We start from the raw sequence: 24,430 nt of genomic DNA on the forward strand, positions 1-24,430 counted from the left end.
GCATTCGCGGGCGCCGAGCGCATGACCGCGGTGATTGCCAACGAGTTGGCTCGGCGCGGCTACGCGGTGCATATCGTCAGCCTGTGGGATGCGGCCAGTTGCTTTGCACTCGAACCCACCGTCCGGCACGAGGCCTTGTTTGCGCAGCGCCCCTCGTTCAAACGGCGATATGTCGACACGGTGCTCGGCATTCGGCGGTATGTGAAGCGCCATCGGATCGATGTGCTGATCGAGGTGGACACCATGCTGACGCTGTTCACCCTGCCCGCCTGTGTCGGGTTACCGATCCGTCGGATCGCATGGGAACATTGCAACTTCGATCAGGATCTTGGACGGCGCGCCCGGCGAATCGCCCGCCGTCTTGCTGCACGGAACTGCGAACACGTCGTCGTCCTGACTGACCGCGACCGCCGGAAATGGGAAGCCGCCCTTCGGTGCCGGAACATCGTCGTCATCCCGAACGCGTTGCCGCTGGCGATGCCGGTGGAGCCGGCGCCCGTCACATCGAAGATCGCGCTGGCGGTCGGGCGACTCACCCATGCCAAAGGCTTCGACGTGCTGCTGCATGCATGGGCGCTCGTCCATAGACAGTGTCCCGATTGGCGGCTCGATATCGTCGGCGATGGAGAGCTGCGCGATGAACTGGTGAACCAGCGCGATGCACTGGGTCTGCAGCATTGCGTTCGCTTGCTGCCGGCGCGAAAGGAGCTCGAACCGCTGTATCGGCAGGCGTCCCTGTTCTGCCTGCCGTCGCGTTACGAAGGGTTCGGGCTCGTGTTGTTGGAGGCCATGGCGTTCGGATTGCCGGTCGTGTCGACCGATTGCGAAACCGGCCCCAGAGAGCTGCTGACCGGTCGCGATGTGGCGATCGCCGTCCCGCCGGACGATGCTGCGGCGTTCGGCACCGCGATTTGCTCGCTGATTCGTGAGCCGAATCGCGCCATGGCGATCGGGCAGGCGGGCCGAGCGTTCGCCGCGCGCTACGAAGCCCCGGCAATCGGCCGGCAATGGGAAACGCTTCTGGCGGGGCCAGAAGGAAACGGCGAAACCGTCAGGCCCGCGTCCTCGATCTGAGCAGCGTGACGGCGTGGTTGAAGCGGCCTTGCCAATCGTGTTGTTCGCGGAACTGCGCGATGTCGCTGGTCGAGGGCGAGCGCCGGGTGGTCCGCGCCCACAGCGAACGCCAATCCATGCCCCTTTCGATGCGCTCTACCTGCTCGTCGTCGATGCGACGCCGCATTTCTCCAAAGGCCGAGGACCACACCGGCACGCCGAGCGCGCGTAGCTCGTAGAACTTGATGGGATCGACCGATGCGGTGAGCGCGTTGATCTTGAATGGGATCAAGCCGGCGGCGAAGGTCCGACAATGTTCGATCGCCTCCTGCATCGTGCATTCCGGAGCGACCCGAATGTTCGGTGGCAAGGACGGTACCTGGCTGCGTACCGGGCCGATCAGCTGGACCTGCTGTTCGGGCAGTGCCCGCGCAAGTTCCACGACCAGGTCCCAGTCGAACCACTCGCCCATCGTCCCGACAAAGCCGATCGCTGCGCCGGTCCGTCGCGTACAGCTCTCGACCGGCGGCAGCCTGCTCATGTCGTAGCCGTTCGGCACCACGTCCACCGCGGCTTTGCCCGCCGTCAGCCTCAGAAACTTCTGCTTCAGGCCGTTCGCCGAGCAGATCACGACGTCGACCATGTCGGCAAGCTGCCGTTCCACCCGGGACATGCTTCGGCGCGATATCCCCTGGTAGAACAGCGGATAGTCGTCCATGGCATCCAGAAAACGGCATTTCGCGTCGAACGTTTGCAAGGCGCGCACTGCGAGCTTCGATGGCCGACCGACACCGACGACCGCCGGCCCACGCAGACAGAACTGCTCGCATTGCCGCCACGCCGCACGCCAGAAGAATTGGTTGATCAGCTCCGAACCGGGGAGGGGCTCGATGGGCAGCGCGCCAGTCCGCTGCGTCGTCACGCGGCTCACCGGAACATGCCGCGCAACGGAGCCTTTTGCCAACAGCGAAAAATCGGCGAGCCGCGGCAACCGTGTCGGATAAGGATCGACCCACAGCACCTCGGCGTCCGCCTTCGTCACCATATGCTGGACGAAGTAATGCGGGCGCTGCCAATAGCTGGCCATCGGCACCGGAGCGAAATAGAGCAGACGCATGTTATCCGGCGTAGCGCTCGCGCAGCACGTTGACGATGCGCTCGGCCGCGCGTCCGTCGCCGTATGGAGAGACGCCGCGCGCCATCGCCGCATACGCGGCGGGGTCGTCGAGCAGCCGCTGGGTGTTCGATACGATCGCGTCGTAGTCCGGGCCCACCAGCCTGACGACGCCCTGCACCACGGCCTCCGGGCGTTCGGTCTCCCTGCGCATCACCAGCACCGGCTTGCCGAGGGCCGGCGCTTCCTCCTGAACGCCGCCGGAGTCCGTCAGGATCAGATACGCCTTCTTCATCGCCGCCACAAACGGCAGATAGTCGAGCGGCTCGCACAGCGTGATGCGCGGATGCCCGCCGAGAATCTGGTGCGCCAGCGTATGAACGTTCGGATTCGGATGCACCGGGTAGAGAATCTCCACGTCCGGGTTGCTGTCGGCGATATCCCGCACGGCACAGAACGTTTGTCTCATCGCCTCGCCGAAATTTTCGCGCCGATGGGAAGTGACCAGGATCAGGCGGCGCCCGTCGCCGACGGCCGGCATGGCGCTATCGCAGCGAGCGGACACGTCGAGCAGCGCGTCGATCACCGTGTTGCCGGTGACGTGGATGGCAGACTCCGGTATTCCTTCCCTTCTGAGGTTCTCGCTCGAGTTCGTGGTCGGGCAGAAATGCCATTGCGCAAGCCGCCCTGCCACCACCCGGTTCATCTCCTCCGGAAAGGGATTCGCCATGTCACCGGTGCGAAGCCCGGCTTCGACATGCCCGATCGGAATCCGGTGATAGAAACAGGTAAGCGCCACCGCCATGACGGTCGTGGTATCGCCCTGCACCAGCACGGCCTCCGGCTTCTCGGCTTGCAGGGCATCGTCCAGATCGAGCAGCAGTCTGGCGGTCAGCGTGGTCAGCGCCTGGTTTGGCCGCATGATATCGAGATCGATATTCGGCTCGATATTGAAGATCTTCAGGACCTGATCCAGCATGTGGCGATGTTGCGCGGTGGCCAATACCCGTACCTCGGCCCAGGGCTCCCGCGCCAGCGCACGAATGACAGGGGCCATCTTGATCGCTTCCGGACGGGTACCCACTGCACAAAGGATCTTTCGTTTCATGGCAGGTCCGATACGACAGGGATGAACAGTGGACCGCAAGCGGCCGGGCTCAGATGGGGTCGACCGCGAACGCCGGCATCGTTTCCCCCGCGGCAGTCGCGGCGATATATTTCTCCACCACGTCCAGCGCCTCGGCGATGGTGACGTGCATGTCCAGATACCGATAGGTGCCGAGCCGGCCGACGAACGTCACATGCGTTTCCGCGCGCGCTCTGTCGATGTATCGCGCCAGCTGCGCCTTTTCGTTGACCAGACGAATCGGGTAGTAAGGCGTATCGCCTTCCTCGCAGAACCGGCTGTATTCCTTGAAGATCACGGTCGGCTCGTGACTTTCCCACGGCGCAAAATGCTTGTGTTCCGAGATGCGAGTCCACGGCACGTCGATATCGCCGTAGTTGATCACCGCATTGCCCTGGTAATCGCCCTGATGGCGCTCTTCGGCGAAATCGAGCGTTCGGTATCCGAGCCGGCCGTCCGAATAGCCGAACCAGCCGTCGATCGGACCGCTGTAGAACAGGTGGCCATACCCGGCCGCCATATCGCGCGACATGGCAGTATTCAGGTGCACCGTGATGGCCGGGTGTTCCAGCATCTTCTCCACGATGTAGGTGTACCCGTTTCGGGGCATGCCCTGGAACGTGCTGGCGTAGTAGTTGTCGTCGTAGTTGAAGCGAACAGGCAACCGTTTCAGAATGCTCGCCGGCAGTTCCGAGGGATGCATGCCCCATTGCTTCATGGTGTATCCCTTGAAGAAGGCCTCATACAGGTCGCGCCCCACAAAGCGCAGCGCCTGCTCCTCGAAGGTCTTCGGCTCGACGATGGAGGTGTCGGCCTGGGATTCCAGAAACGCCTGCGCCTGCGCCGGCGAGAACGTCTTGCCAAAGAACTGGTTGATGGTCAGCAGATTGACCGGCAGCGAAAAGACACGCCCCTGCGTGATGGCCTTCACCCGGTTCGTAAAGGGCATGAATTCATCGAACTGCTGAATGTAGTTCCAGACCCGTTCGTTGCTCGTATGGAAGATATGCGGGCCATACTTGTGGATCAGGATGCCGGTCTCGGCATCGCGCACCGCATGGCAATTGCCGGCGACATGGCTCCGTGCCTCGAAGACGTCGATCTCATACTCCCCCGTCAGCGCCAGTTCTCGCGCGATCACTGCGCCTGACAGGCCCGCACCCGCAACAGCGATCCTCTTCATGGCCGCTCCTTTCAAAGGATGCGAAAGTTCCGATTCAGCTCATTGCTGATCGCCCAGTTGGTCCGTTGCCACCACTGCATCAATTCACGCTTCGCGGTGTCGTCATCGCTGTAGGTCAGGTAGAACCAGGCGTGATGAAACGCGATATTGAGCAGATAAGGTCGACGCTCCGAACTCGCGGGCAACGACTCATACAGCGAAATGATGTTTCGCAGAATCCTGTGGTTGTCCGGCGCGCGCTTTCGTGCCACCTCGGGCGCGACCGACTGTCCCGGTCTGCCTATGTAGTAGCGGTAGAGCGCGAGATTTTCGTAAGCGACCTTGCCGATGAATTTCTGCGGGAAGGCGATGTATTCCTGGTCCACATAGAACGACTTTTCCGTGATGCGGATGTCGTTGTCCTTCAGCAAACTCGTGCGGTAGGTGATGGCGTGCATGTGCGCATAGGACAGGCTCGAGTTGTCGACCATCAACTGCCGGTAGAAGTCGGCCACCGCATAGTCCCTTTCCTCCAGCCGTTCGGCATAAGAGACCAGTTCACTGCGACCGCCGTCGAAGCTGCGCAGGTAGTTGGTGACCACCATGTCGGCGTCCACCTTTTGCAGATAGTGCAGGTGCTCCGTCAGGTCCACCGGGTCCAGCCAATCGTCGGCATCGACGACCTTGAAGTATTTGCCCGTCGCCTCCCGAATGCCGACGTTGATGCACGAGCCATGGCCGCCGTTCTCCTTGTCGATGACCCTGACGGTTTCGGGATACTTCTTCTCGTATTCCCGCGCCAACTCCAGGGAGCCGTCCCTGGACCCGTCGTTGACCACGATCACCTCCAGCCGGCCGAGCTGAGAAGGCGCGACCATGCTGTCCATGCAGCGCGGCAGCAATGCCTCCATGTTGTAGGTCGGTACCACCACCGTCAGCAATTTGCCGTCTGTGGTGTTCACCATGGAGAGCATTGCCGTTTCGATGGCCCTGGCGCGCGATGCCCAAGTATTGGCCTCCGCGTCGCGGCGCAGCCTTTCGCGATGCTCCGGATCGTTCTTCAGCGTCAGCGCATGACTGACCTTGGCCACAAAGTCCTCCTCGTCCTCGGCGACCAGGCACGACTCGTACTTGCGGCACTCGTCCATGCCACTGGTCACCACCGGAATGCCCTGCGCCATGTATTCGAACATCTTCAATGGCGAAACCGACTTGGTCAGCTCGTACTCGCGGAACGGCACGATCCCCGCATCGAAGAATCGCGAGAAGTACTTGAGACGGTGGTATTTCTGCGCCGGCAGAATGTGAACGTTGGGCAGTTCGGAAATACGGCTCTGGGCAAAGGCGCCCTTTCCCCATTCGTAGTCGTAGCCGATCATGACGATGTTCACATCGGGACGAGCGCGGGACAGTGCCTTGATCAGGTCGTAGTTCATCCAGGCGGCGAAGCTTCCGTAGTAACCCACGATTGGCTTGCCTTCCTCGACGATTGGCTGAATCTCCTCCGGAACCGGAGCGTTGTCTTCCAGCGTCCAGTCTTCCAGCCGCACCCCGTTCGGCGCGCAGATCAGGTTCCGCTTGCGGTAACGCGAACACTGCCGATAGAGATTGTCGGCCGACGCCACCACCAGCACGTCCTCGTCCCGCAACAGATATTCATGACGCAGCAGACAGAAATCCGAAATCCCCGGATTGATTTCCTTCGAGATTTCGTCGATGAAGTCGTACATGAAGGTGTAGCCCAACCGCTTCAACCGCTCGATATCATGCAGCGTGGTGCCCGGCTCCGTTCCGACAAGGTGATAGAACAGCGGCGCCTTGCTCTCCACCGCGAGCAGGTCGATAAACTGGCGCCAGATATCGCGATCGTCGAAATTGACCAGGAAGAGGTGCTCACTGTCGCGCTTGATGCAGTCCGTGAAGTCTTCCTGGTAGACCGGGTTCATGGCGCAGAGCACCAGATAACCGGCAGACATCAGGTAATCGGCGATATGGTGAGGCCGCTGCTTGAAGACCTCATGCCATCCCATGCAGCATGACCCCATGACGAAGACGCCCGCGTACTGCCTGTCGCGCAGGTAGGCCAGCAGCTCGTCGGCGCGTCCGTTCGCCCGTACGTCAACGCGCATTACCGCGTGCTCGGCCGGTGCAAAGCTCTGCGCCCTGGACAGGTAGGCTCGGGTTCGATCCAGAGCCACGCGCGGCCCGTATAGCCGCATGTAGTTAAGGAACAGTCCGAGATTGCGTCGGTTGGCGTTACGCGCACAGCGGGCCAGGAACCGTCCGCCGCGAAACAGCGTGCGGACACCGCGATAGCGCAGCGACCCTTCCGGCAAGACCCGCTTGCGTACCCGGTGCAGTACCGTCAGGTACCGCCATCCTCTGGTGGCCTTGATCGTCGCCAATTCCCGTGCCACTCCCTGAAGTTCCTGGTCGCGGGTTGCCAGAACGTCGCGGATCCGCTGAAGTTCGTTCCTGCCCTCGGCGACTTGCGCGTACAGCCGGGACGATCGCTTCTTCTCGGCGCGAAGGTCGCCCGCAAGTGCGCTGATCCGGGCCTCACGCTCTTCGATCGCATCGTTCAGCTGCGCAATGCTGGCATCGCGATTCGCAAGCGCCTGCTCCGTATCGACGAGACGGTCGCGCAGCGCCGTAGCATGTTCATCGGTGATGCTAAGGTCTTTGAGAACGAGCCCGCTATCAGCCAGAAAGCTGGTACGTGCATAGACAAGCAGGATTTGCAGGCCCGGCCAGTAGCACGGGTGGTGCCGGCTGGCGTCGATCACTGTGGAATGGACCAGCGCGTAATCGGGCGACGGCGCAAAGGCGAGGTTCGATGCTTCGAACGTATGGTGATGCTCCGGGTGCCGTTCAAACTCCCGGTAAGGCAAAAGCAGAATCACGCATTTTCTTGAGGCCGACAGCAGGCGTTGCAGCGTCGATTGCGGGTCGCGGAAATGCTCCAGCGTGTTGGACGAGAACACGACGTCGTACTGTTGCGACGGCGTGGCGGCCATCAACCAATCTTCCACTAGGAAGGTGAGCTGCGGGTAAAAGGAGACCGCCTTTCGGATAGCGGCATCGGAGAAGTCGATGCCGGTGACAGATTCGGCGCCGAAATGGTCCGCCAGGACGTCGGTGCCATCACCCTCCGCACAGCCCCAGTCGCATATCGTCATGCGCTGAGCTCGGGCCAGTTGCAGGAACCACGAGGGCAGATTCTGGATGGCCATCCGCGCGAAGTAACGGGATTGCTGCCGCCCTTTCTTGGTATCCCAATCCGTCTCAAAGCGCAGGTCCCAGTACTGCTTGTCGTTGATCTCGATGTCATCCTTGTACACGGGTCACCTCCTGGGTGATATCCGGTTGAAACACGCCGAACAGGCGTGCCGCGGCCGAGGACGAGAAGTAATGCGCACCCTCGAGGTACTCGTAATAGTGAATGGCGGGACTTGCGCGGTTCTCTACCGCCGCGACCAGTAGATAGCGCCCCGTGACGAGCGGATTGCGAAAGCGAAAGGCAACGCGATACGAGCCGCTGTCCGAATCGAACCGCATGCGTTTCTGATCGTGGGTGGAAGAGACGATGAGGTCGCTACCCTTCAGGTCCTTGATCGAGAAAGCCACGCTGAGATCCTCTCTCTCCAACACTTGAGGCGGGCGGAACTCGATACGCACTTCGATGTCTTCGCCGAGCTCAAAGACGTCGGCCCGCTGTCCGTCCGCCCCGTAAATGCCGGCGTTCCGGATACAGCCGATGTGCGAGCCCCAGTGCGTAACCGGCTTGGTGTCGTAGCCCTTCTGGCTTTCGGAATGATCGTGCGGCGAGCCAACGGCCGCACCCATCGTCGCTTCTTCCAGTTCTGCGATATCCCCCTCGAAAAGGTGCCCCATGAAACTCCCTGTCACCGGAAACACATCGCCATCCATGCGTAGCCTTCCCTCATCCAACCATATAGCCCTGTCGCACAAGGTTCTCACCGAGCCGACGTCGTGGCTGACAAAGAGAATGGTCGTTCCCTGTTGCTGCAGGGTTTTGATTCGCTTCATGCACTTGGCTTGGAATCGCACGTCCCCAACCGACAAGGCTTCGTCAACAATCAAAATGTCGGGGTCGACGCTGATCGCCACCGCAAAGGCCAAGCGAACATACATGCCGCTTGAGTAGGTCTTGACCGGCTGCTCGATGAAACCGCCGATATCGGCGAAGGCGGCGATGTCGTCGAAGCGAGCGTCCATTTCAGACCGGGTGAAGCCCTGGATTGCCCCGTTGAGATAAACGTTCTCTCGCCCGGTGAACTCCGGATTGAAGCCCGCGCCCAGCTCGAGCAACGCAGAGACTCGCCCGTGGGTCTCCACGGTGCCCAATGTTGGGGTCAACGTCCCGCAGATGATCTGCAGCAGCGTGGATTTCCCGGACCCGTTGCGCCCGATCACACCCACGGTTTCGCCCTTTCGAATTCCAAACGACACATCGTGAAGCGCCCAGAACTCCCGGAAGTAGTCGACGGCACGCATGCCTACCAGCCGCCTCAACTTTGGCAGGATGAACTGCTTCAAGCGGGCACGCCCGGATTCGTATATCTCATAGCGCTTCCCCAAGCCCGCCGCCCGAATAGCGAAAGGCCTGGTTTCCGCCGCAACAGTCTGCGACGTCGGACTCTCGATCGCCTCGAGCACTTCGACGTTAGAGGACATCGGCGAACCCCTTGCGCGTCTTCTGGAACCACCAAAAGCCGAACCAAGCAACAGCGATGCTAACTGCGGCATACACGAACAAGACCGACCAGTCCGGGGACTGCCCCAGTACCAAAACCTTGCGACTCTCTTCGATGATCGCCGTCAGCGGATTGAGCTGCATCCAGAACTGGTATTGGGCGGGCAGCGCGGAGACTGGGAAGAAGACGGGTGACAGAAAAAGCAGGACGGTGGCGGCGATGCCTGTGACTTGAGCGACATCCCGAACAAAGACTCCGAGCGAGGAGAGGAACCAGGCGAAGCCCATTGAGCCGAGGGCAAGGGGCACGACGACCAATGGATAGTAGATGGCTGTCCATGGTAGTGATCCGGTGATCACAACCTGCGCGACTAGCAGCACGAGTAGGCTGATACCGGAATGAAGCAGCGATGCGCCGAATGCCACCAAGGGTAGTATTTCCAACGGAAACACCACTTTTTTGACGTAGTTGGCATTCCCTGTGATGACGGTCGGCGAGCGCATGATGCACTCCGCGAACAGCCCGTGCACGATCATCCCAACGAAAAGCATAATGGCGAAGTCACCTTTACTCTGAGCTCCGGCCGATGTCCCCCAACGCGCATTGAACACCTCCGAGAACACAAAGGTATAAACCGTCAGCATAAGAATGGGGTTGAAGAATGACCACGCCAGACCCATCACGGATCCCTTGTAGCGCCCGATGACTTCGCGCTTTGTCATCTGGATAATGAGATCGCGGTTCCGATGGAGGCTGCCAAGGAGATGGAGCGGACTAGTAGCGACCGAGACGTGCGGGTTCATCTCGCGCCTCCATGTTTGCGAGCCGGGATGCTGCGGGATAGCCAGGGCGCGTTTCCGCCGGTCTCCCCAGCGGGGGTGTGTTGATAGCAAAAAGCGAGTGGCAACGCGTTCTCCAGAAAGCCCCGGATCATGAGCCAGACCACGGGCGCTTAGGTTTCCATTCTTAGGTGTCGTCGGCGGCCCGTCGCGGAGCTCTTGACCGTTATAGTTCAACGCCGATTGTGTGCTGCCGGCGGACAACGTGGATTGTGGTCGGTGGCGCTGGGACATCGGCCATTTCCTCCCACGATATCGGGCGCGGCTCCATTAGGCCATCATACGGATGACCGGTGGCGTACCACGCCCGAACGTTAAGCCGACGAGGCATGATCGTCTAGCCCTCGGGGGGCTTAGGTATCACTGCGGAGGCGGTGCAAGTACGGCTGGTTGCCATCAGCTGCTAAGGAGCTTGTGAGGACGACTCTATCGCTAATGAGTGCGGCATGCTGAACATGAGCAAAAGGCGTCGGGATGGTGTTGGGTTCTCAGGGCACCTGTCGGCTTTCTACCGACTTTGGCTTAGGCGTGTGTCCACTTGGATCCGCTCGATTGGAGAAGCTGAAGGCCGCCATGTAACGGCCCAATGAAATGCTGCGCAAGTCACAATAAAGAAAGCGACGTTGACCACGAAGATGGAAGGAGTCATCAAATGCTGGACAGCCAAGCGCGAGGGCGCGCCCATGCTTGACGTAATTCAGGGCAAGACCACCGTGGCGGATGCGAGCCTCACTACGACCTGTCGCCATCGGAGGAGAACAGTGAGTCGATGACGGCAAGCAGCGTATGGACAACGCCTTGCGAGCCAATCCCCGGTGTACGCAGCAGTACGAGCGCCAGCTGAAAGGCCTGCAAGAGGCGTACGCCGAGCTACAAGCCGGTGAAGTGGGCGCCGAAGGTCGATCCCAAGTTCGCTGCGCCGGTCAAGGCCACGATCGATGAGTCGCCGTCGCCTGGGTACCGGACGGTTGCCAGTTGTTGGGGTTCACCGAGAACGCGGTGCAGCGGGTGTTCCAGTTGATGGGGCTAGCAGCTTTGCAAACGCCCCATAGGGTTAAGGCGTCGCATCGGGGCCCTGCCAACGGTGACTACGATGCCCTATGAACGCTGGTCGACTGATCTGTGCCGAACCTGGGCGGGCCGCGATGGCTTGGCCACGTTGGCCCTCGTGATTGACTGCCATAGCCGACAGTTGCTGAGCTCGCATCTGTCGCGCAGCGGCAATGGCTGCACCGCTTGCAGAGCCTTGGAGCACGCCCCGACCGCCGGTACGCTGGGCCGGGTGCCGGCGTGTTTCTACTGCGCTCGCACAATGGCTTGGTAATCATTAGCCGCAGCTACCGCATCAGTACGCGGCTATGCGAACGGCCGATTCGCACGCTCAATGAGAACTGCGCTCATCGCCACCGCTTCGAAACTTTGCAGCATGCCAGCCGCGTAATTGGGCGCTTTTACGAACACCAGCGCCCGCAGCAAGCGCTTCGAATCAAGACACCGGCTGAGGCGTTTTCATTAACCGCTTAACCAGAGCAAATTCCACTAGCTCATGACCGCTATACCGATCGTGGGCCCGGGTGCTGGGCATCGCCTTGCTTACGTTTATCGCGCCACGGCTGCTCGATCAGGGCTGGATGCGGGGCGATAGCGGGGACGCCGGGCACGGCTTAGATACAAACTAACGCGGATAGAAAACTCGCTCGGCTACATTGCCAATCACGGCGGTTCCAGCAAAAATACGTTCCGCCCACTGGCTCTACGGCGAAACACCATCTTTAGCGATACACACCACACGAACGTGACACTCGCATAACATGACACAAAGCCGGCGACAAAAGGCGGGGCGTCGAACAGTTTGACCAGGATTGTGAAAGTCAGCATGTGGACCTCCACCCCATCCGCGACACCATGGCAAGATTAGAGAGACTCGCGCCAGCTGCAGCATCGATTCCATGGAGCATTTTGTCGACATACCGGACAAGGCAGCAGCTGCGCGGTTCGCCCAGGAAGCAATCGCCAGGGTAAATCCGCGCCACATGAATCATCCTCTTGCAAAGCCTCTATGTTGTGACCGTGCAAAGTCGGATAGCGAAGAGCAAGAATGATAATTCTTTTGTGGAATCGCCTTCCGTCTCAATACGGATCTATGCAAACTGTCCCGCTCAATCCTTTCGGCCGCGCAAGGTCTGCAGGCCTTTCCGCATTCGCCGCAAAAATCTGGCGGCATTCCCCATCACCAGCAAGTGCACCGCCGCGGTAAGCACGAAGGCGAGGAACATGATGTGTTCCGGTACGCCGTAGCGCCACGCCAGTACGCCGCACAAGCCAAGCAGAGCATTGCTCGTCAGGATTGTTAGAACCGCCAATGGCGGTCGTATGTTCAAGCGCAGGAGGAAATGGTGCAAATGTGTGCGATCAGCCGACAGCGGATTGCGCCCCAGCAAAGCCCGGCGCAACACCACTGCCAGCAGATCGATCAATAGGAAGCCGCAGACCCACAACATCACTACCGGCGGCACGTGCCTGCCACCGTTATATTGTGGTTGCGACAGCTCCACCGCGAACCAGACGATGGCAAAACCCAACATTAAACTGCCGGCGTCGCCCAAAAAGACCCGGTAGCGGCCGCGCAGCGGATGAGGCAAATTGAAGTAGAGAAAGCCTGCAAGCGCGCCGCACATGACGACGCATAGACGTTGTGCGGAAAAATTGAGCACTTCGCCAGATAGATATGCGAACCAGGCGAAGATGATCAGGGCCATTCCGCCGGCCAGTCCGTCCAGCCCATCCATCATGTTCATCGCGTTGATCACTGCCACCGCAGCAAAGAGGGTCAACGGAATGCCCCAGTTCTGCAACACAATTTCCCGCTTGCTGAGCACGTCGCCCAGCGACATCAGAAAGACACCGCCCCAGGACGTCATCAGAATGGCGGCAAAGATCTGAAACCCAAGCTTCGTTATCGGAGACATCCCGCGGGAATCATCAATTACGCCGACGCCAGCCAACACGGTAAGACCAACAAGCAGGGCAGCGTAGTGGCCCTGCTCCCGCATGAAGGCGATCGCACCCACCCAGACAGCAAATGTCACGGCAATGCCGCCCACGAGCGGCACGTCGTCACCATGGCGCTTCCGCCCGCCGGGACGGTCCAGCAGGTCACCCTTGCGCGCTAGCGGTCGCAGCAGCAGCACCGCTGTGGCGGCGATAAGCGCTGTGAAAAGAGGGATCCAGAAGAAATCGAACATGATGTTGGGATGCCGTCCTAAGGCGAACGCTGCATATACCTTCGATAGGCACTGGACGTCATAAGCCTGCCCAGGCTGGCAACGTGCCAAGCGAAATGCTGCTTGTTCCGCAGTGTCTTGCGGCGAGCATCGTGCACGACGAACGCTGCCTGAACCCACGACACCGAGCGGCCAGCTAGATGGGCACGCAAGCAGATGTCCACATCTTCGCAATACAGAAAATAGCGCTCGTCGAATCCGCCAAGCATTTCGTATGTCTCTCGATCGAACATCAGGCACATGCCGGCGAGCCAATCCACCATGCTGACCTCCGAGGCCCACGCATAATCTGGCCTGCGCCGGCCCAGCACCGCACGCTCGAAAATGCGCCGCGGTGTGGGCACCCTGCGTGCGCTATCTTCAATGGCTCCCTCTGGGCCCATGACGCGGGGTCCAGCCACACCAGGACGCAATCGCAGCACTTCAATCAATTGAGCGAAAACCGTGACATCTGGAATTCGCAGGTCTGGATTCAATACACCGAAATATTGGGCGCGCGTCAGCTGGAAGGCCGCGTTGTGGTTCGCACCGAACCCCTTCGGCGAAGGATTGCAAATCACGCGGCATGGGAACCCCGCCGTCTCGGCCAGAGCGCTGGCATTACCGGGGATGTTCTCCGTAACGATGACCTCAATATCGGGGAAAACACGACTGGCACTCCCCAGATCGCGCATTAGGGCGGCCAGCAGCGCGTCGTGTCCGTGGCTGACAACGGAAAGCGAGAGCGTCGGGAAACAGGGCATGGTCAGACCCGTGAAGGGACGCCAAGTAGTTCTGCGACGCCGCTACGATCGAAACGCTCTGACCAGCTGTTCTGCTGGCGAAAATCCAATGCTGCTTCCCAGGGCTCCTTCCAATCCAACGCCTGTTCCGATGCACGACGGATTTGGTCCGGAGAGTCGGCAAGAAACACGCCCTGTTCCCCGGTCCGCTGGCGCATTTCGCCAAAACCGGTCGAAAGCACAGGTAGCCCCATCGCTCGGTACTCGTAGTACTTGATGGGGTCGACCGACTCCGTCAAAGTATTGCGCAAAAACGGAATCAGACCGACGTCAAAATCCGCGACCGCGCGCATGGCCTGATCGTGCGAACAAGCGGGCAGCATCTCGACGTTACTGGGCAAAACTAGGGGGACGGAGCCAAACACCGGGCCAATCAGTCTGACCAACGCGTCGGGTCGAGCATGCGCCAGTGCCAGCACAGCACGCCAGTCGAACCAGGGCCCCAATGTACCGACGTAGCCAAACACGGCTCGCGAGCGGCTAGTGCCGTCACAATTTCGCCAAGGGGGCAGCACGGCCGGATCACAGGCGTTGAACACTGGCAATACTACCCGGCTCACCGGCGCCCATTGTTTACACAACGCACTCGAGGACGCCATTACTGCGGTGGCCGTCATTACCACTTGGCGCTCCCGACCCGCCATGACACGACGTGACAGGCCGCGATAGAAGGCGGAAAAATGATCCATGCTGTCAAAAACCGTCGCACCAAACCATGGACGTGACAGCAATTCCAACGCCAATTGCGACGGTTTTCCCACGGCGAGGACTGCCTGGCCCCGCTTGCAGAATTGCTCCACCGCCGCCATCAAAGCCTGCCACAAGGGCCGATTCAGCCAGCGGGAAAACGGTAACGGCTCGATAGGCAAAGCGCTTGGTCTGACAACATGGATCCAGTCCGGTACGGCCAACTGCTGCGCGCCTCCGCCATTCTTGCCGCGCAGCCTTCGCACGTCTCCGAGATTGGGCAGCCGGGTCGGATAGGGTTCGACCCATAGCACCGCCCCACCCTGCCGCATATGCCACCACTCAACAAACTTGTGGGAGCGCTGTGAGAAGGACGACCACGGAACGGGCGAAAGGTAGACGAGGTTGGTCATGCAAAATGCTGCCGCAGGATGCCGATGATCCGCTCGGCCGCCCGCCCATCGCCATAAGGCGATACACCGCGCGCCATGGCCGCGTAGGCGTTCGGATCATCAAGCAACCGCTGCGATTCCTCGACAATACGGCGGCGGTCCGGGCCGACGAGCTTGACGACCCCCGCTTCAACGGCCTCTGGACGTTCCGTTTCCCGGCGTAACACCAGCACTGGCTTACCCAACGCCGGTGCTTCCTCTTGGACACCGCCTGAATCGCTAAGGATCAAATAAGCCCGCTTCATTGCGGCAACGAAAGGCAGGTAGTCGAGCGGCTCGGTAAGTGTCACACGAGGCAGGCCGCCCAGCATGGCATGCGCTGTATCGCGAACGTTTGGGTTCGGGTGAACCGGGTACAGGATCTCGATATCGTCATTTGCCATGACCAAGTCGCGGATCGCCTCGCAAATCTCACGGAACGGCTCGCCGAAATTCTCTCGCCGGTGCGAGGTGACAAGCACCAGACGCCGGCCTCCGCCGACTACGGGCGTGAGACCGTCACAACGATCCACAACATCCATCAGTGCATCGATCACCGTATTTCCGGTCTGAGTGACGGCCTCACTTGCAATACCTTCACGCAGCAGGTTCTCCTTCGACGAGGCCGTGGGTGCGAAATGCCAACGCGCGATGCGTCCCGCAACTACGCGGTTCATTTCTTCGGGGAATGGACTAAGCATGTCCCCCGTACGCAACCCCGCCTCGACGTGGCCAAAGGGAATACGCCGATAGAAGCATGCCAACGCAACGGTCATCACCGTGGTGGTATCGCCCTGCGCTATCACTGCGTCGGGCTGCTCCTTCTCAAGCACGGCATCGACATCGATCAGGAGCCGCGAGGTCAACTCCGTCAGGGACTGATTTGGGCGCATGATGTTCAGATCGATATCCGGCTGGATATCGAACACTTCCAGCACCTGATCCAGCATCTGACGATGCTGGGCGGTGGAAAGCACGCGGCAATTGGCCCAGCGCTCCTTACGCAGTCGCGTAATCAGCGGTGCCATCTTAATGGCCTCAGGCCGCGTGCCGACGACGCACATCAGTTTTGCTTTTTTTTCCATGCAATATGATCATCCAGATTAGCTGGACGAGGCATGCTGCCTCGTCGTTCTCTTCTCGTATACCACTTAACGGCGGTACTGATGGGGCACCCAAGCGCCCCACTTGGCTTCGTAGATTTGCTTGTTTTTTTCCATCAGCTTCCGCTTACGCTCTTCGCCAAGCTTGTTAAATGAGGCCGATAAATTATGGTGGACGAAAACGTCCTCCGCGCACACGCACTTCATGCCGATTTCCTGTACCCGCCGGCAATAGTCGTCGTCCTCAAAGAATCCGAGTCCAAAGGCTTCATCCAGCCCCCCGATGCGTTCGTACACTGTCCGCGGCATCATCACGCAGAAGAACGCAAGCGTGTGGATATCGAACGATTCACCCATGTGGCCGACCGTGTAGCGAGCTGCTTCGGCCGGCATTTCTTCCAGGCTTTGGTATGTCGTCTCAATCCTGGCCTCATTGCCGATATTGTTTGTCACCGGGCCGATCAGACCGATGGTCGGATCACGGCGCAGATGCCGGATAAAGCCGGTTGCCCAACCACTGGTGACGACCGTGTCATTGTTCAGAATGACAAGATAGTCGCCCTTACCCATCGCCAAACCTTGATTGTTCGCTGCGGAGAAACCGAGATTGTCGCTGTTGAGCTGGAGGCGGACGAACGGACGGCTTGCAGCATAGTCGCGCAGGAACTCCGGCGTGCCGTCCTGCGAGGCGTTATCGACAATAACCACTTCGTAGCGGACACCGGTGGTATGGCGCTCAATACTGTCCAGGCACTTGCGAGTCAGGTCCAGATTGTTGTAGGTGACGACCACAATGCTGACTAGCGGCCGTACTGAGCCGGCTAGTGCCTCCTCCAATTCGCGCGCGCGATGCTCCCAAGTTTGCTGGCGCGCGAACTCGATCCGTCGTTGACGCAGGGGAGCATCATTGTCGAATGCCAGCGCCGCCCGGCATTGCGAAACAAAGCCGTCGGCGTTGTCCGCCGTGTAGACAAGGTCACCGAACTGGCGCAATTCCGGCAGATCCACCGACACCACGGGCTTCCCCGAACACAGGTACTCGTACACCTTGACGGGATTGGTGGCCAACGTAAGGTCGATGACCCGGAACGGCAGCAAGCAGATATCGAAACCATACAGATAAAACGGCAGCTCCCTGTAGGGAACTTCGCCGACAAACTCCACGTTGCGATATGCCTTGAGGGCCTGCTGTGCACCGCATGTATCCGCGCCTACCAACAAAATCAGACAGTCCGGGAATGCCTCCGCCACCTTCCCCAGCAAGTCGAGATCGAACCATTCTGCTATGGCGCCGTAATACCCGATCACGCGACGGCCATGCTTGTCTTGAAACCTCTGCGCCGGCGTATTTGCGAAATGGTCGAACTCGCATGCATTGCGAACGATCGTCGTATTGACATTGCGCTGGTGCGCCACGTCATACAACCAGCCCGATGTCACTACAAGCGCGTCCGCCTCGCTCATGAGCGCGCGCTCTGCTGAAATCATTTCCGGTGCGCTGTGGCCGAAGCCTTCGTGGTGGTCCATGCAGTCATAGACGAGCGAATTGCGCGGCAACGCTCTGGCCAAGGGTAACCAAAATGGATGGTGGACGATGCTTAGATATTCGGACGCCTGGGTCCACTCCACCAGCATGGCAAGGCCAGCCAGCAATTGACGGCGCTGCCGTTCCGGTGCCGGGCTGCTATAGATGTTTGGCAGACCGACCAGGTGGAATTTGATCTGAAACACTCCATCGTACCCCTCAATTGGCGATACTAAGAAGCCGGGGCGATCCGCGGGAATTAGCTCCGAACTGATGTAGAAAACGCGGTGTCCGCGTTTGGCGAATCCCAAGGACAACTGTTGCGGGCGCTGGAACCGGAAATGCCAGTCGATGACACCAAAGACGAGGACATCTGCGTTGCGTGGGGGAGACAGCGCCGGCAACAGTTCCGAGGGGTCCGGACACTGCGTCGCTTCTACCGTTTGGATCACTGCCGAGGCAGCAGCAATGTTTGCAACCTGTCCGTCAAAGTGCAGCCGCAGGCGCCGCACAATGCCGTCCAGGCCGTGGCGCTGATAGTATTTATATGCGAGTCTCGACACCTGCACATAGCCGCCCCGCCGCCGCACCGCGGCATGGGCCAGGCGCAGGCGCGCAGTGGACGGATGCCGGGCCATGCGGGCTAGCGCGCGCAACGGCGCGGAAGCACGCCAAGAGCGCGACCGATAAATCTCGTCGATCTTCGTTTTGAGGCGCCCGATTTCTTCGTTCAGCGCTGCAATTGACTGCTGGCTGTCCACCGCAATCGGCTCAGCGAGCTCCTGAATACGAGCTCGCAGCGACTCTCCATTAGCGTTGGACGCCGATAGCGCTTGCTGCGCTTGGTCAAGCTCTGCTCGCGAGCGCTCAAGGGCGTCGCTCAACTCGGCGACGTGCGCGCGTAGCAATTCGGCTTCTGCATTGGCCGTAGTCAAGGTCCGCCCAAACTCTGCTCGTGAACGCTCAAGGGCGTCGCTCAATTCGGCGACGCGCACGCGGAGCGATTCGCCTTCTGCATTGGCCGTAGTCAATGTCCGCTCGAACTCTGCTCGCGAGCGCTCAAGGGCCTCGCTCAACTCGGCGACGCGCGCGCGTAGCGATTCGCTTTCTGCATTGGCCGTAGTCAAGGTCTGCAGCAACTGATCGCGCTCGGCCTGGGAGGACTCGAGGTCCCCCTTCAGTTGCGTTGCCCATGTTGAGACCCTCTCAACATCCTCGGCAGTCTTCTGCAGGGCGGCAATCCACTCTTCATATTGCTGGCATTTCCCCCGCAGATCGCGGATCTGCGCCAAGTAGCGGTCAATCTCAAGCTCCTTCAAATAGGGCTTGGCTGGCCCCAAGGCTTCGGCTTCGCCATTCCATTCGGCGAAGCGCGAGAGGTGCGCACCCGCATCGAAGAACGCCGGCTCCTGCAGGAAGTAATGGTGATACGCAAAATCGGCCACGCGGTCCAGTAGATCCGGATCGGCAGGCGCTCGGTCCTGGTTACGCGCCCACTCGTCCCGGAGGCTGCCTGCCACGTCAATGGTGATGCCGAGCCCGGCGTACGGTGCGTTTCCCAAAACATAAACGGTCTTGCCTGCCATCGCGGCTTCGAAGCCTGCTGAAGAGTTGATCGTGACAATCGCTTCCGCAGCACCAATCAACTCACACGTATTGTCGTCCTGGCCGGCAATCGTCACCCCCTCCCGCGGGCCTTCGGGGACATACGGCTCGGCAGGGTGAGGCTTGACCACGATGTCGATGACGTTGCCGAGCTCGGCAACGCAATAATCGACATAAGCGTTCATCGAAGGGAAAGTTCCGCCGGCGACAATATTCGAATCGTCAGAGACCTGTAGCAAGACCAGCACATAATTGCCCGTTCGCGGAGCAAACCTATTGCACAGTTTCTTCTTGCGTGCCGGGCCGACCAGGTAATTTGGGCGGATTTGTTCGGCCCTCAAGCAACGGTCGACTTTGATAGCACCTAGACGCTCCTTTTCACAGTAACGCGCCCAAAAAGCTGACATCGATGCGGTACTATTAACGCCGACAGGGTCACTGTAGTAAACGACCGGGTTAGGCAGACGCGACAGCCCCAATTCGTTGAACGACAGCGTGATGGCGCGGGAATTGCACACGTCCCGTAATAGACCATCATAGTTCCAGCAATAGACGATGTCTGGCTTCACATCTTCCAGCAGCCTTTCGAGATAGGCCTGATGGAATGGCAACGGTTGGCCCAACAGGATCGCTTTCCATGCGGACATCCAGTCGCTACCTTGCGGATAATCCACTTCAAGCCTTGCTGGCGACCGCCAGTCGGCGCGCTCACGGAGCGCCTGCGCGAGTTCATCGGTGCCAGCGAACACGCAGCGCCAACCCAACGCCTCATACGACTTGGCTAGCTCGATGTATCGGTCGAATATGCAGTTGAACAGCAGTGGATTCTCGCGAATCACCAAAGGCAGCGTGTAGAACAGCACCGTCCGGACATCCCGTCTTGACACGACTCTTGCCGGATTACCTGCCGCAATCGTGTAAGGAGGCACCTGCCCCTTAACCAGGGCGCCGGCCGAGATAATTGCGCCGCGGCCAATATGCGAGCCCGCCGCTATAGTGGCGTTGGCGCCGATCCACACATCGTCTTCGACTACAACTGGGGCAAAGCGCAGCCCCTGCTGATACATCGGGGTATTCAGGTCGTAGCGGTGGGAAGATGACGTGACAGCGACGGAAGGCCCGATCATCACGTCACGGCCGATGCGGACGCCGCCTGATCCATGGATCCAGCTGTTGTAGCCGACAATGCTCCGGTCTCCTACTTCAATCATGCCGCCGCCAACCGCCTCCAATACCGCATGGTCGCGGATCTCCGCTCTTTCTCCGACGACAATCAGTGCGCCGCCGTCGGCAATGATCTTGGCTGAGTCGGCGATCAGGGCCGACCCGGCGGCGGTAAGTTCAACGTTCTTCTTTGTCATATAGATTGCTTCTTCGACGCGGAGGAACCGCCACAGCGGCCCCGGTAAATTCAGGCAAGCTGTATTTCAGCGGGGCAGAACGCGCTGCCCACCACCTTCCGCGTGCCTAGTACCGTCAACTTGCGGACTGGCCAGCGCTGATCCAGCTCGGTTCGGTTCTCGCCAAGCGACGCCAAGCCCAGATAAAGGAAATAGTCTCCAGGCGCAATACCCAGTGTGAATGTAAACTTAATCACCGACAGGCCGGCCGGCAGCATGATCGGCACACCGGCATAGATGCTGTTATCGCCTGTGATATCGGTGCCCTGCTTGTCGCGAAGCGAAAAGCCGGCCGCCACATCGGCGATCGCAGCTTCCGACCAGACCGTGGCCCGAATCTCGACTCGCTCTCCAGGTGAAAACTGATTGGTTGTTTCGCCAGTGCTGGACCGCAGCTCCACGGTCATATACTTGGCCAATCCACTGCCAAAGCGCTCTTCCTTGATGCCGCCCAACTCCTCCTGGTAGCTGGTGTCGGTCGGACGCTCGGAAAGACGAGCCGCCGGCTTGGCCTCCGCCACGATCGCCGAGGCACGGGTGAGCTTCTCGTATTCCTTGACGGCCTGCAGCACGTCTCGGGACTGGTAATGGATGCGTCCACCATGCAGCACGATCGCGCTGTCACAGAAGCGAACGATGGATTGCATATCGTGCGAGACGAAGAGAATCGTCACGCCCTGCGCCTGCAGTTCACGCATCTTCAGCATGCATTTAAGCTGAAATCCGGAATCACCTACCGAAAGAGCCTCATCGACAATGAGCACATCGGGTGATACGTTGATCGCCACGGCAAATGCAAGGCGCGCGAACATACCGCTGGAGTAGGTCTTTACCGGTTGCTCGACGAAGTCTCCAATATCGGCGAACTCGATGATCCGGTCCAAACGCTCTTCAGTCTGGGCGCGGGACAGGCCCATCAGGGCTGCATTCATAAAAATATTCTCGCGGCCACTGAATTCGGGATTAAAACCGGCACCCAATTCCAGCAAAGCGGCGACACGGCCCGTGACAGTCACAGATCCTTCCGTGGGCGTCAGCGTACCGGCGATCATTTGCAGGAGAGTTGATTTTCCCGCACCATTGCGCCCGATTATGCCTATAGTCTCCCCTCGCCGAATAGACAGGGAAACTTCCCGCATAGCCCAAAATTCACGGAAATAAGCGCGTCCGTTGCTACTGTTCAGGGGTCCCAACGCCCTCCTCAACTTAGGGACGAGAGCTTGCTTGAGTCGGTCCTGAGGGCGCGAGTAGATGCGGTAGCATTTGCTGACGCGGTTGACGTCGATCACGGTGTCAGAGGACATCGGCAAATCCTTTTCGCATGCGACTGAACCAGACATAGCCAAACAGGGCTACCAGCAGCGCGACGCCGCAATAGCTGGACAGGGCCTGGAAATCAGGCAACTGCCCGTCAATTACCACGGCTCGCAATTGCTCCATAATGAGGGTGAGCGGATTTAAGCGCATTACCGGCTGAATCGATTCAGGCAGAGCCGATACTGGATAGAACATCGGCGATAGAAACATCAGCATAGTGCTGATGATTGCCATGGTTTGCGCGATGTCACGTAGAAACACGCCTAGTGCGGCAAGGAACCACACTACCCCGACTACCAGCACGATCAGCGGCAACAGCACGAGCGGCACCAGCACCGCTGTCCAATGCAACTGGCCTTGCACCACCACCGAGAACCCCATGAGCACGGTGATGCTGATGATGGCGTGAAAGAGCGCAGCCATGACGGTAGACCACGCGAGTGCATCTAGCGGGAATACAACCCGCTTGACGAAATTGGAGTTCGACACGATCAGCTGTGGTGCGCGGTTGAGGCACTCGCTAAAGAACGCATGGACGATCATCCCTGTAAAAACCATGAGGGCGAACTCCGCGTGGCTGGATTGTGAAGTGCCCCATCGGGCCTTGAACACGGTGCCGAACACGAAGGTGTAGATGCCCAGCATCATCAGCGGATGAATGAATGACCACACCAAGCCAAACATCGAACCTCGATAGCGGCCTGCCACCTCGCGCTGGGCAAGCTGCCAGATCAGGTAGCGGTTACGCACCAGCGACCCGACTAAATTGCGGGGAGCAGCAGTCAAACTTTGGCCGAGCGGTCCGTAACCAGCTTCATTGTGCATTGGCCAACCCACTCCGCTGCAGCGCTTCAAAGTCGAAAAGCTCCGCATGCGCTAACGTTGCCCCTTCCCGATCCTTCGCCGACAGCGTTGGCTCGATATGATCCGGCCAAGAAATAGCAAGCGCAGGGTCGTTCCATGCGATGGACCGCTCATGCTCGGCGAACCAGTAGTCGGTCGTCTTGTACAGGAATTCAGCGTATTCGGACGTTACGACGAAGCCATGAGCGAACCCTTCCGGGACCCACAACTGCCGCTTATTCTCGGCGGACAGCATGACACCGACCCATTTCCCGAAGGTTGGTGACCCCTGGCGGATATCCACCGCCACGTCAAATACTTCACCCACAACGACCCGCACTAGTTTGCCCTGAGGATGGTGGATCTGATAATGCAAACCGCGCAGCACGCCGCGACTCGAGCGGGAATGGTTGTCCTGTACGAAGGGACGGTCTACACCAGTAGCTTCGGCGAACCGGCGTGCGTTGAAGCTCTCGAAAAAGAACCCACGCTCGTCGCCGAACACCTTCGGTTCGATAATCAACACATCTGGAATGTCGGTACGCACGGCGATGAGGCTCATTTGATCGACTCCGAAATAATCTGCATCAAGTAGGCACCATAACGGTTCTTGGATAGTGGGCGCGCCAACTCCGCAACCTGGTCAGCCGAGATCCACTTGTTCCGGAAGGCTATTTCCTCAGGACATGCCACCATCAGGCCCTGGCGGCTTTGCAGCGTGGCGATAAAGCTAGCTGCCTCCAGCAGGGAATCGTGCGTGCCGGTATCAAGCCAAGCATATCCACGACCCATGATCTCGACCTCGAGCTGTTCTTTCTCGAGATAGCGCTTATTGACGTCGGTAATTTCGAGCTCGCCACGAGCGGAGGGCTTGATGTCCGCGGCGATATCGCACACCTGGTCGTCGTAGAAATAAAGTCCCGTCACGGCATAGTTCGATCGAGGTTGCCTGGGCTTCTCCTCCAGCGACAAAGCGCGGAAATTCTCGTCGAATTCCACTACGCCGTAACGCTCGGGATCGTGCACGTGATACGCGAAGACCGTCGCGCCTCCTTCTTTTGCACGGGCGCGCGCGAGCTGACCGACGAGATCGTGGCCATGAAAAATGTTGTCGCCCAAAATTAGCGCCGAAGCATCTTTACCAATAAAGTTCCGCCCAATGATGAATGCTTGCGCAAGGCCGTCCGGCGACGGCTGCACCGCGTATTGCAGGTTCAGTCCCCATCTGCTGCCGTCGCCGAGCATATCGGCAAAGCGTGGGGTGTCCTCTGGTGTCGAAATCACAAGGATGTCACGAATCCCTGCCAGCATCAGCGTCGACAGCGGATAGTAGATCATCGGCTTGTCATATACCGGCAGCAGCTGCTTGGAGACAGAGCGCGTGATTGGATAAAGACGGGTGCCGGATCCCCCGGCTAGGATGATGCCCTTGCGCATATCG

17 protein-coding genes and 1 pseudogene are annotated in these 24,430 nt (G+C 59.5%); 2 read left to right on the top strand and 16 right to left on the bottom strand.

The features are described from left to right. The first annotated feature begins 21 nt into the window (after window positions 1-21). A complete protein-coding gene (locus HTY53_RS11750; protein ID WP_438820950.1) occupies window positions 22-1,074 on the top strand; it encodes a glycosyltransferase family 4 protein in 1,053 nt (350 codons plus the stop codon). Here HTY53_RS11750 and HTY53_RS11755 read toward each other — a convergent pair. Genes HTY53_RS11755 through HTY53_RS11780 form a run of 6 tightly spaced genes read right to left on the bottom strand, consistent with a single transcriptional unit; the run spans window position 1,052 to window position 9,976 of the window. Next, window positions 1,052-2,170, bottom strand: a complete 1,119-nt coding sequence (locus HTY53_RS11755; RefSeq protein ID WP_174106763.1) for a glycosyl transferase — start codon at window positions 2,168-2,170, stop codon at window positions 1,052-1,054. The two genes, HTY53_RS11750 and HTY53_RS11755, sit on opposite strands and share 23 nt — an antisense overlap. Window position 2,171: 1 nt before the next feature. Then, window positions 2,172-3,275, bottom strand: coding sequence for a non-hydrolyzing UDP-N-acetylglucosamine 2-epimerase (gene wecB, locus HTY53_RS11760; protein WP_174106764.1), 1,104 nt, complete (start codon window positions 3,273-3,275; stop codon window positions 2,172-2,174). A gap of 49 nt (window positions 3,276-3,324) precedes the next feature. After that, the gene (gene glf / locus HTY53_RS11765; protein WP_174106876.1) at window positions 3,325-4,476 is read right to left on the bottom strand and encodes a UDP-galactopyranose mutase; all 1,152 of its coding nucleotides are present in this window, start codon (window positions 4,474-4,476) and stop codon (window positions 3,325-3,327) included. A gap of 11 nt (window positions 4,477-4,487) precedes the next feature. Then, window positions 4,488-7,796 carry a glycosyltransferase gene (locus tag HTY53_RS11770; protein ID WP_174106765.1) on the bottom strand — a complete coding sequence of 1,103 codons (3,309 nt, stop codon included), beginning with the start codon at window positions 7,794-7,796 and terminating at the stop codon, window positions 4,488-4,490. After that, window positions 7,783-9,153, bottom strand: a complete 1,371-nt coding sequence (locus HTY53_RS11775; RefSeq protein WP_174106766.1) for an ABC transporter ATP-binding protein — start codon at window positions 9,151-9,153, stop codon at window positions 7,783-7,785. The genes HTY53_RS11770 and HTY53_RS11775 overlap by 14 nt, the downstream gene beginning before the upstream one ends. Next, window positions 9,143-9,976, bottom strand: coding sequence for an ABC transporter permease (locus tag HTY53_RS11780; RefSeq protein ID WP_174106877.1), 834 nt, complete (start codon window positions 9,974-9,976; stop codon window positions 9,143-9,145). Before HTY53_RS11780 ends, HTY53_RS11775 begins: the two co-directional genes overlap by 11 nt. A gap of 659 nt (window positions 9,977-10,635) precedes the next feature. On the opposite strand from HTY53_RS11780, the pseudogene HTY53_RS24770 reads away from it, so the two are divergent. Continuing rightward, window positions 10,636-10,954: pseudogene (locus HTY53_RS24770) on the top strand (DUF1153 domain-containing protein). A gap of 771 nt (window positions 10,955-11,725) precedes the next feature. Here HTY53_RS24770 and HTY53_RS25030 read toward each other — a convergent pair. The 10 genes from HTY53_RS25030 to rfbA form a co-directional block, all read right to left on the bottom strand. After that, window positions 11,726-11,890 carry a hypothetical protein gene (locus HTY53_RS25030; RefSeq protein WP_368040977.1) on the bottom strand — a complete coding sequence of 55 codons (165 nt, stop codon included), beginning with the start codon at window positions 11,888-11,890 and terminating at the stop codon, window positions 11,726-11,728. 281 nt (window positions 11,891-12,171) lie between these two features. Beyond that, a complete protein-coding gene (locus tag HTY53_RS11785; RefSeq protein WP_174106767.1) occupies window positions 12,172-13,257 on the bottom strand; it encodes an MraY family glycosyltransferase in 1,086 nt (361 codons plus the stop codon). A gap of 17 nt (window positions 13,258-13,274) precedes the next feature. Next, entirely contained in the window at window positions 13,275-14,039 is a 765-nt protein-coding gene (locus tag HTY53_RS11790) for a glycosyltransferase (RefSeq protein ID WP_174106768.1), read from the bottom strand. A gap of 2 nt (window positions 14,040-14,041) precedes the next feature. Then, window positions 14,042-15,178, bottom strand: coding sequence for a glycosyl transferase (locus tag HTY53_RS11795; RefSeq protein ID WP_174106769.1), 1,137 nt, complete (start codon window positions 15,176-15,178; stop codon window positions 14,042-14,044). Then, window positions 15,175-16,281, bottom strand: coding sequence for a non-hydrolyzing UDP-N-acetylglucosamine 2-epimerase (gene wecB, locus HTY53_RS11800; RefSeq protein ID WP_174106770.1), 1,107 nt, complete (start codon window positions 16,279-16,281; stop codon window positions 15,175-15,177). The genes HTY53_RS11795 and wecB (HTY53_RS11800) overlap by 4 nt, the downstream gene beginning before the upstream one ends. Before the next feature lie 66 nt (window positions 16,282-16,347). Beyond that, window positions 16,348-20,790: a glycosyltransferase gene (locus HTY53_RS11805; RefSeq protein ID WP_174106771.1), complete on the bottom strand. Its 4,443-nt coding sequence runs from the start codon at window positions 20,788-20,790 to the stop codon at window positions 16,348-16,350. 50 nt (window positions 20,791-20,840) lie between these two features. After that, window positions 20,841-22,133, bottom strand: a complete 1,293-nt coding sequence (locus HTY53_RS11810; protein ID WP_174106772.1) for an ABC transporter ATP-binding protein — start codon at window positions 22,131-22,133, stop codon at window positions 20,841-20,843. Then, window positions 22,123-22,971 (bottom strand): ABC transporter permease, encoded by an 849-nt coding sequence (locus HTY53_RS11815; protein WP_174106773.1) that lies wholly within the window; start codon window positions 22,969-22,971, stop codon window positions 22,123-22,125. The genes HTY53_RS11810 and HTY53_RS11815 overlap by 11 nt, the downstream gene beginning before the upstream one ends. After that, window positions 22,961-23,551: a dTDP-4-dehydrorhamnose 3,5-epimerase gene (gene rfbC, locus HTY53_RS11820; RefSeq protein WP_174106774.1), complete on the bottom strand. Its 591-nt coding sequence runs from the start codon at window positions 23,549-23,551 to the stop codon at window positions 22,961-22,963. The genes HTY53_RS11815 and rfbC overlap by 11 nt, the downstream gene beginning before the upstream one ends. Beyond that, window positions 23,548-24,426 carry a glucose-1-phosphate thymidylyltransferase RfbA gene (rfbA, locus tag HTY53_RS11825; RefSeq protein ID WP_174106775.1) on the bottom strand — a complete coding sequence of 293 codons (879 nt, stop codon included), beginning with the start codon at window positions 24,424-24,426 and terminating at the stop codon, window positions 23,548-23,550. Before rfbA ends, rfbC begins: the two co-directional genes overlap by 4 nt. Window positions 24,427-24,430 lie beyond the last annotated feature (4 nt).

It is taken from the genome of Cupriavidus gilardii (genome assembly GCF_013314895.1).
Lineage (GTDB): Bacteria > Pseudomonadota > Gammaproteobacteria > Burkholderiales > Burkholderiaceae > Cupriavidus > Cupriavidus gilardii_C.

Excerpts from the sequence above, each read along its gene's own strand:
- HTY53_RS11750 (WP_438820950.1), top strand. The coding sequence starts at position 22 with ATGACCGCGGTGATTGCCAACGAGTTGGCTCGGCGCGGCTACGCGGTG.
- HTY53_RS11755 (WP_174106763.1), bottom strand. The coding sequence starts at position 2,170 with ATGCGTCTGCTCTATTTCGCTCCGGTGCCGATGGCCAGCTATTGGCAG.
- wecB (WP_174106764.1), bottom strand. The coding sequence starts at position 3,275 with ATGAAACGAAAGATCCTTTGTGCAGTGGGTACCCGTCCGGAAGCGATC.
- glf (WP_174106876.1), bottom strand. The coding sequence starts at position 4,476 with ATGAAGAGGATCGCTGTTGCGGGTGCGGGCCTGTCAGGCGCAGTGATC.
- HTY53_RS11775 (WP_174106766.1), bottom strand. The coding sequence starts at position 9,153 with ATGTCCTCTAACGTCGAAGTGCTCGAGGCGATCGAGAGTCCGACGTCG.
- HTY53_RS11780 (WP_174106877.1), bottom strand. The coding sequence starts at position 9,976 with ATGAACCCGCACGTCTCGGTCGCTACTAGTCCGCTCCATCTCCTTGGC.
- HTY53_RS25030 (WP_368040977.1), bottom strand. The coding sequence starts at position 11,890 with ATGCTGACTTTCACAATCCTGGTCAAACTGTTCGACGCCCCGCCTTTT.
- HTY53_RS11785 (WP_174106767.1), bottom strand. The coding sequence starts at position 13,257 with ATGTTCGATTTCTTCTGGATCCCTCTTTTCACAGCGCTTATCGCCGCC.
- HTY53_RS11790 (WP_174106768.1), bottom strand. The coding sequence starts at position 14,039 with ATGCCCTGTTTCCCGACGCTCTCGCTTTCCGTTGTCAGCCACGGACAC.
- HTY53_RS11795 (WP_174106769.1), bottom strand. The coding sequence starts at position 15,178 with ATGACCAACCTCGTCTACCTTTCGCCCGTTCCGTGGTCGTCCTTCTCA.
- wecB (WP_174106770.1), bottom strand. The coding sequence starts at position 16,281 with ATGGAAAAAAAAGCAAAACTGATGTGCGTCGTCGGCACGCGGCCTGAG.
- HTY53_RS11805 (WP_174106771.1), bottom strand. The coding sequence starts at position 20,790 with ATGACAAAGAAGAACGTTGAACTTACCGCCGCCGGGTCGGCCCTGATC.
- HTY53_RS11810 (WP_174106772.1), bottom strand. The coding sequence starts at position 22,133 with ATGTCCTCTGACACCGTGATCGACGTCAACCGCGTCAGCAAATGCTAC.
- HTY53_RS11815 (WP_174106773.1), bottom strand. The coding sequence starts at position 22,971 with ATGCACAATGAAGCTGGTTACGGACCGCTCGGCCAAAGTTTGACTGCT.
- rfbC (WP_174106774.1), bottom strand. The coding sequence starts at position 23,551 with ATGAGCCTCATCGCCGTGCGTACCGACATTCCAGATGTGTTGATTATC.
- rfbA (WP_174106775.1), bottom strand. The coding sequence starts at position 24,426 with ATGCGCAAGGGCATCATCCTAGCCGGGGGATCCGGCACCCGTCTTTAT.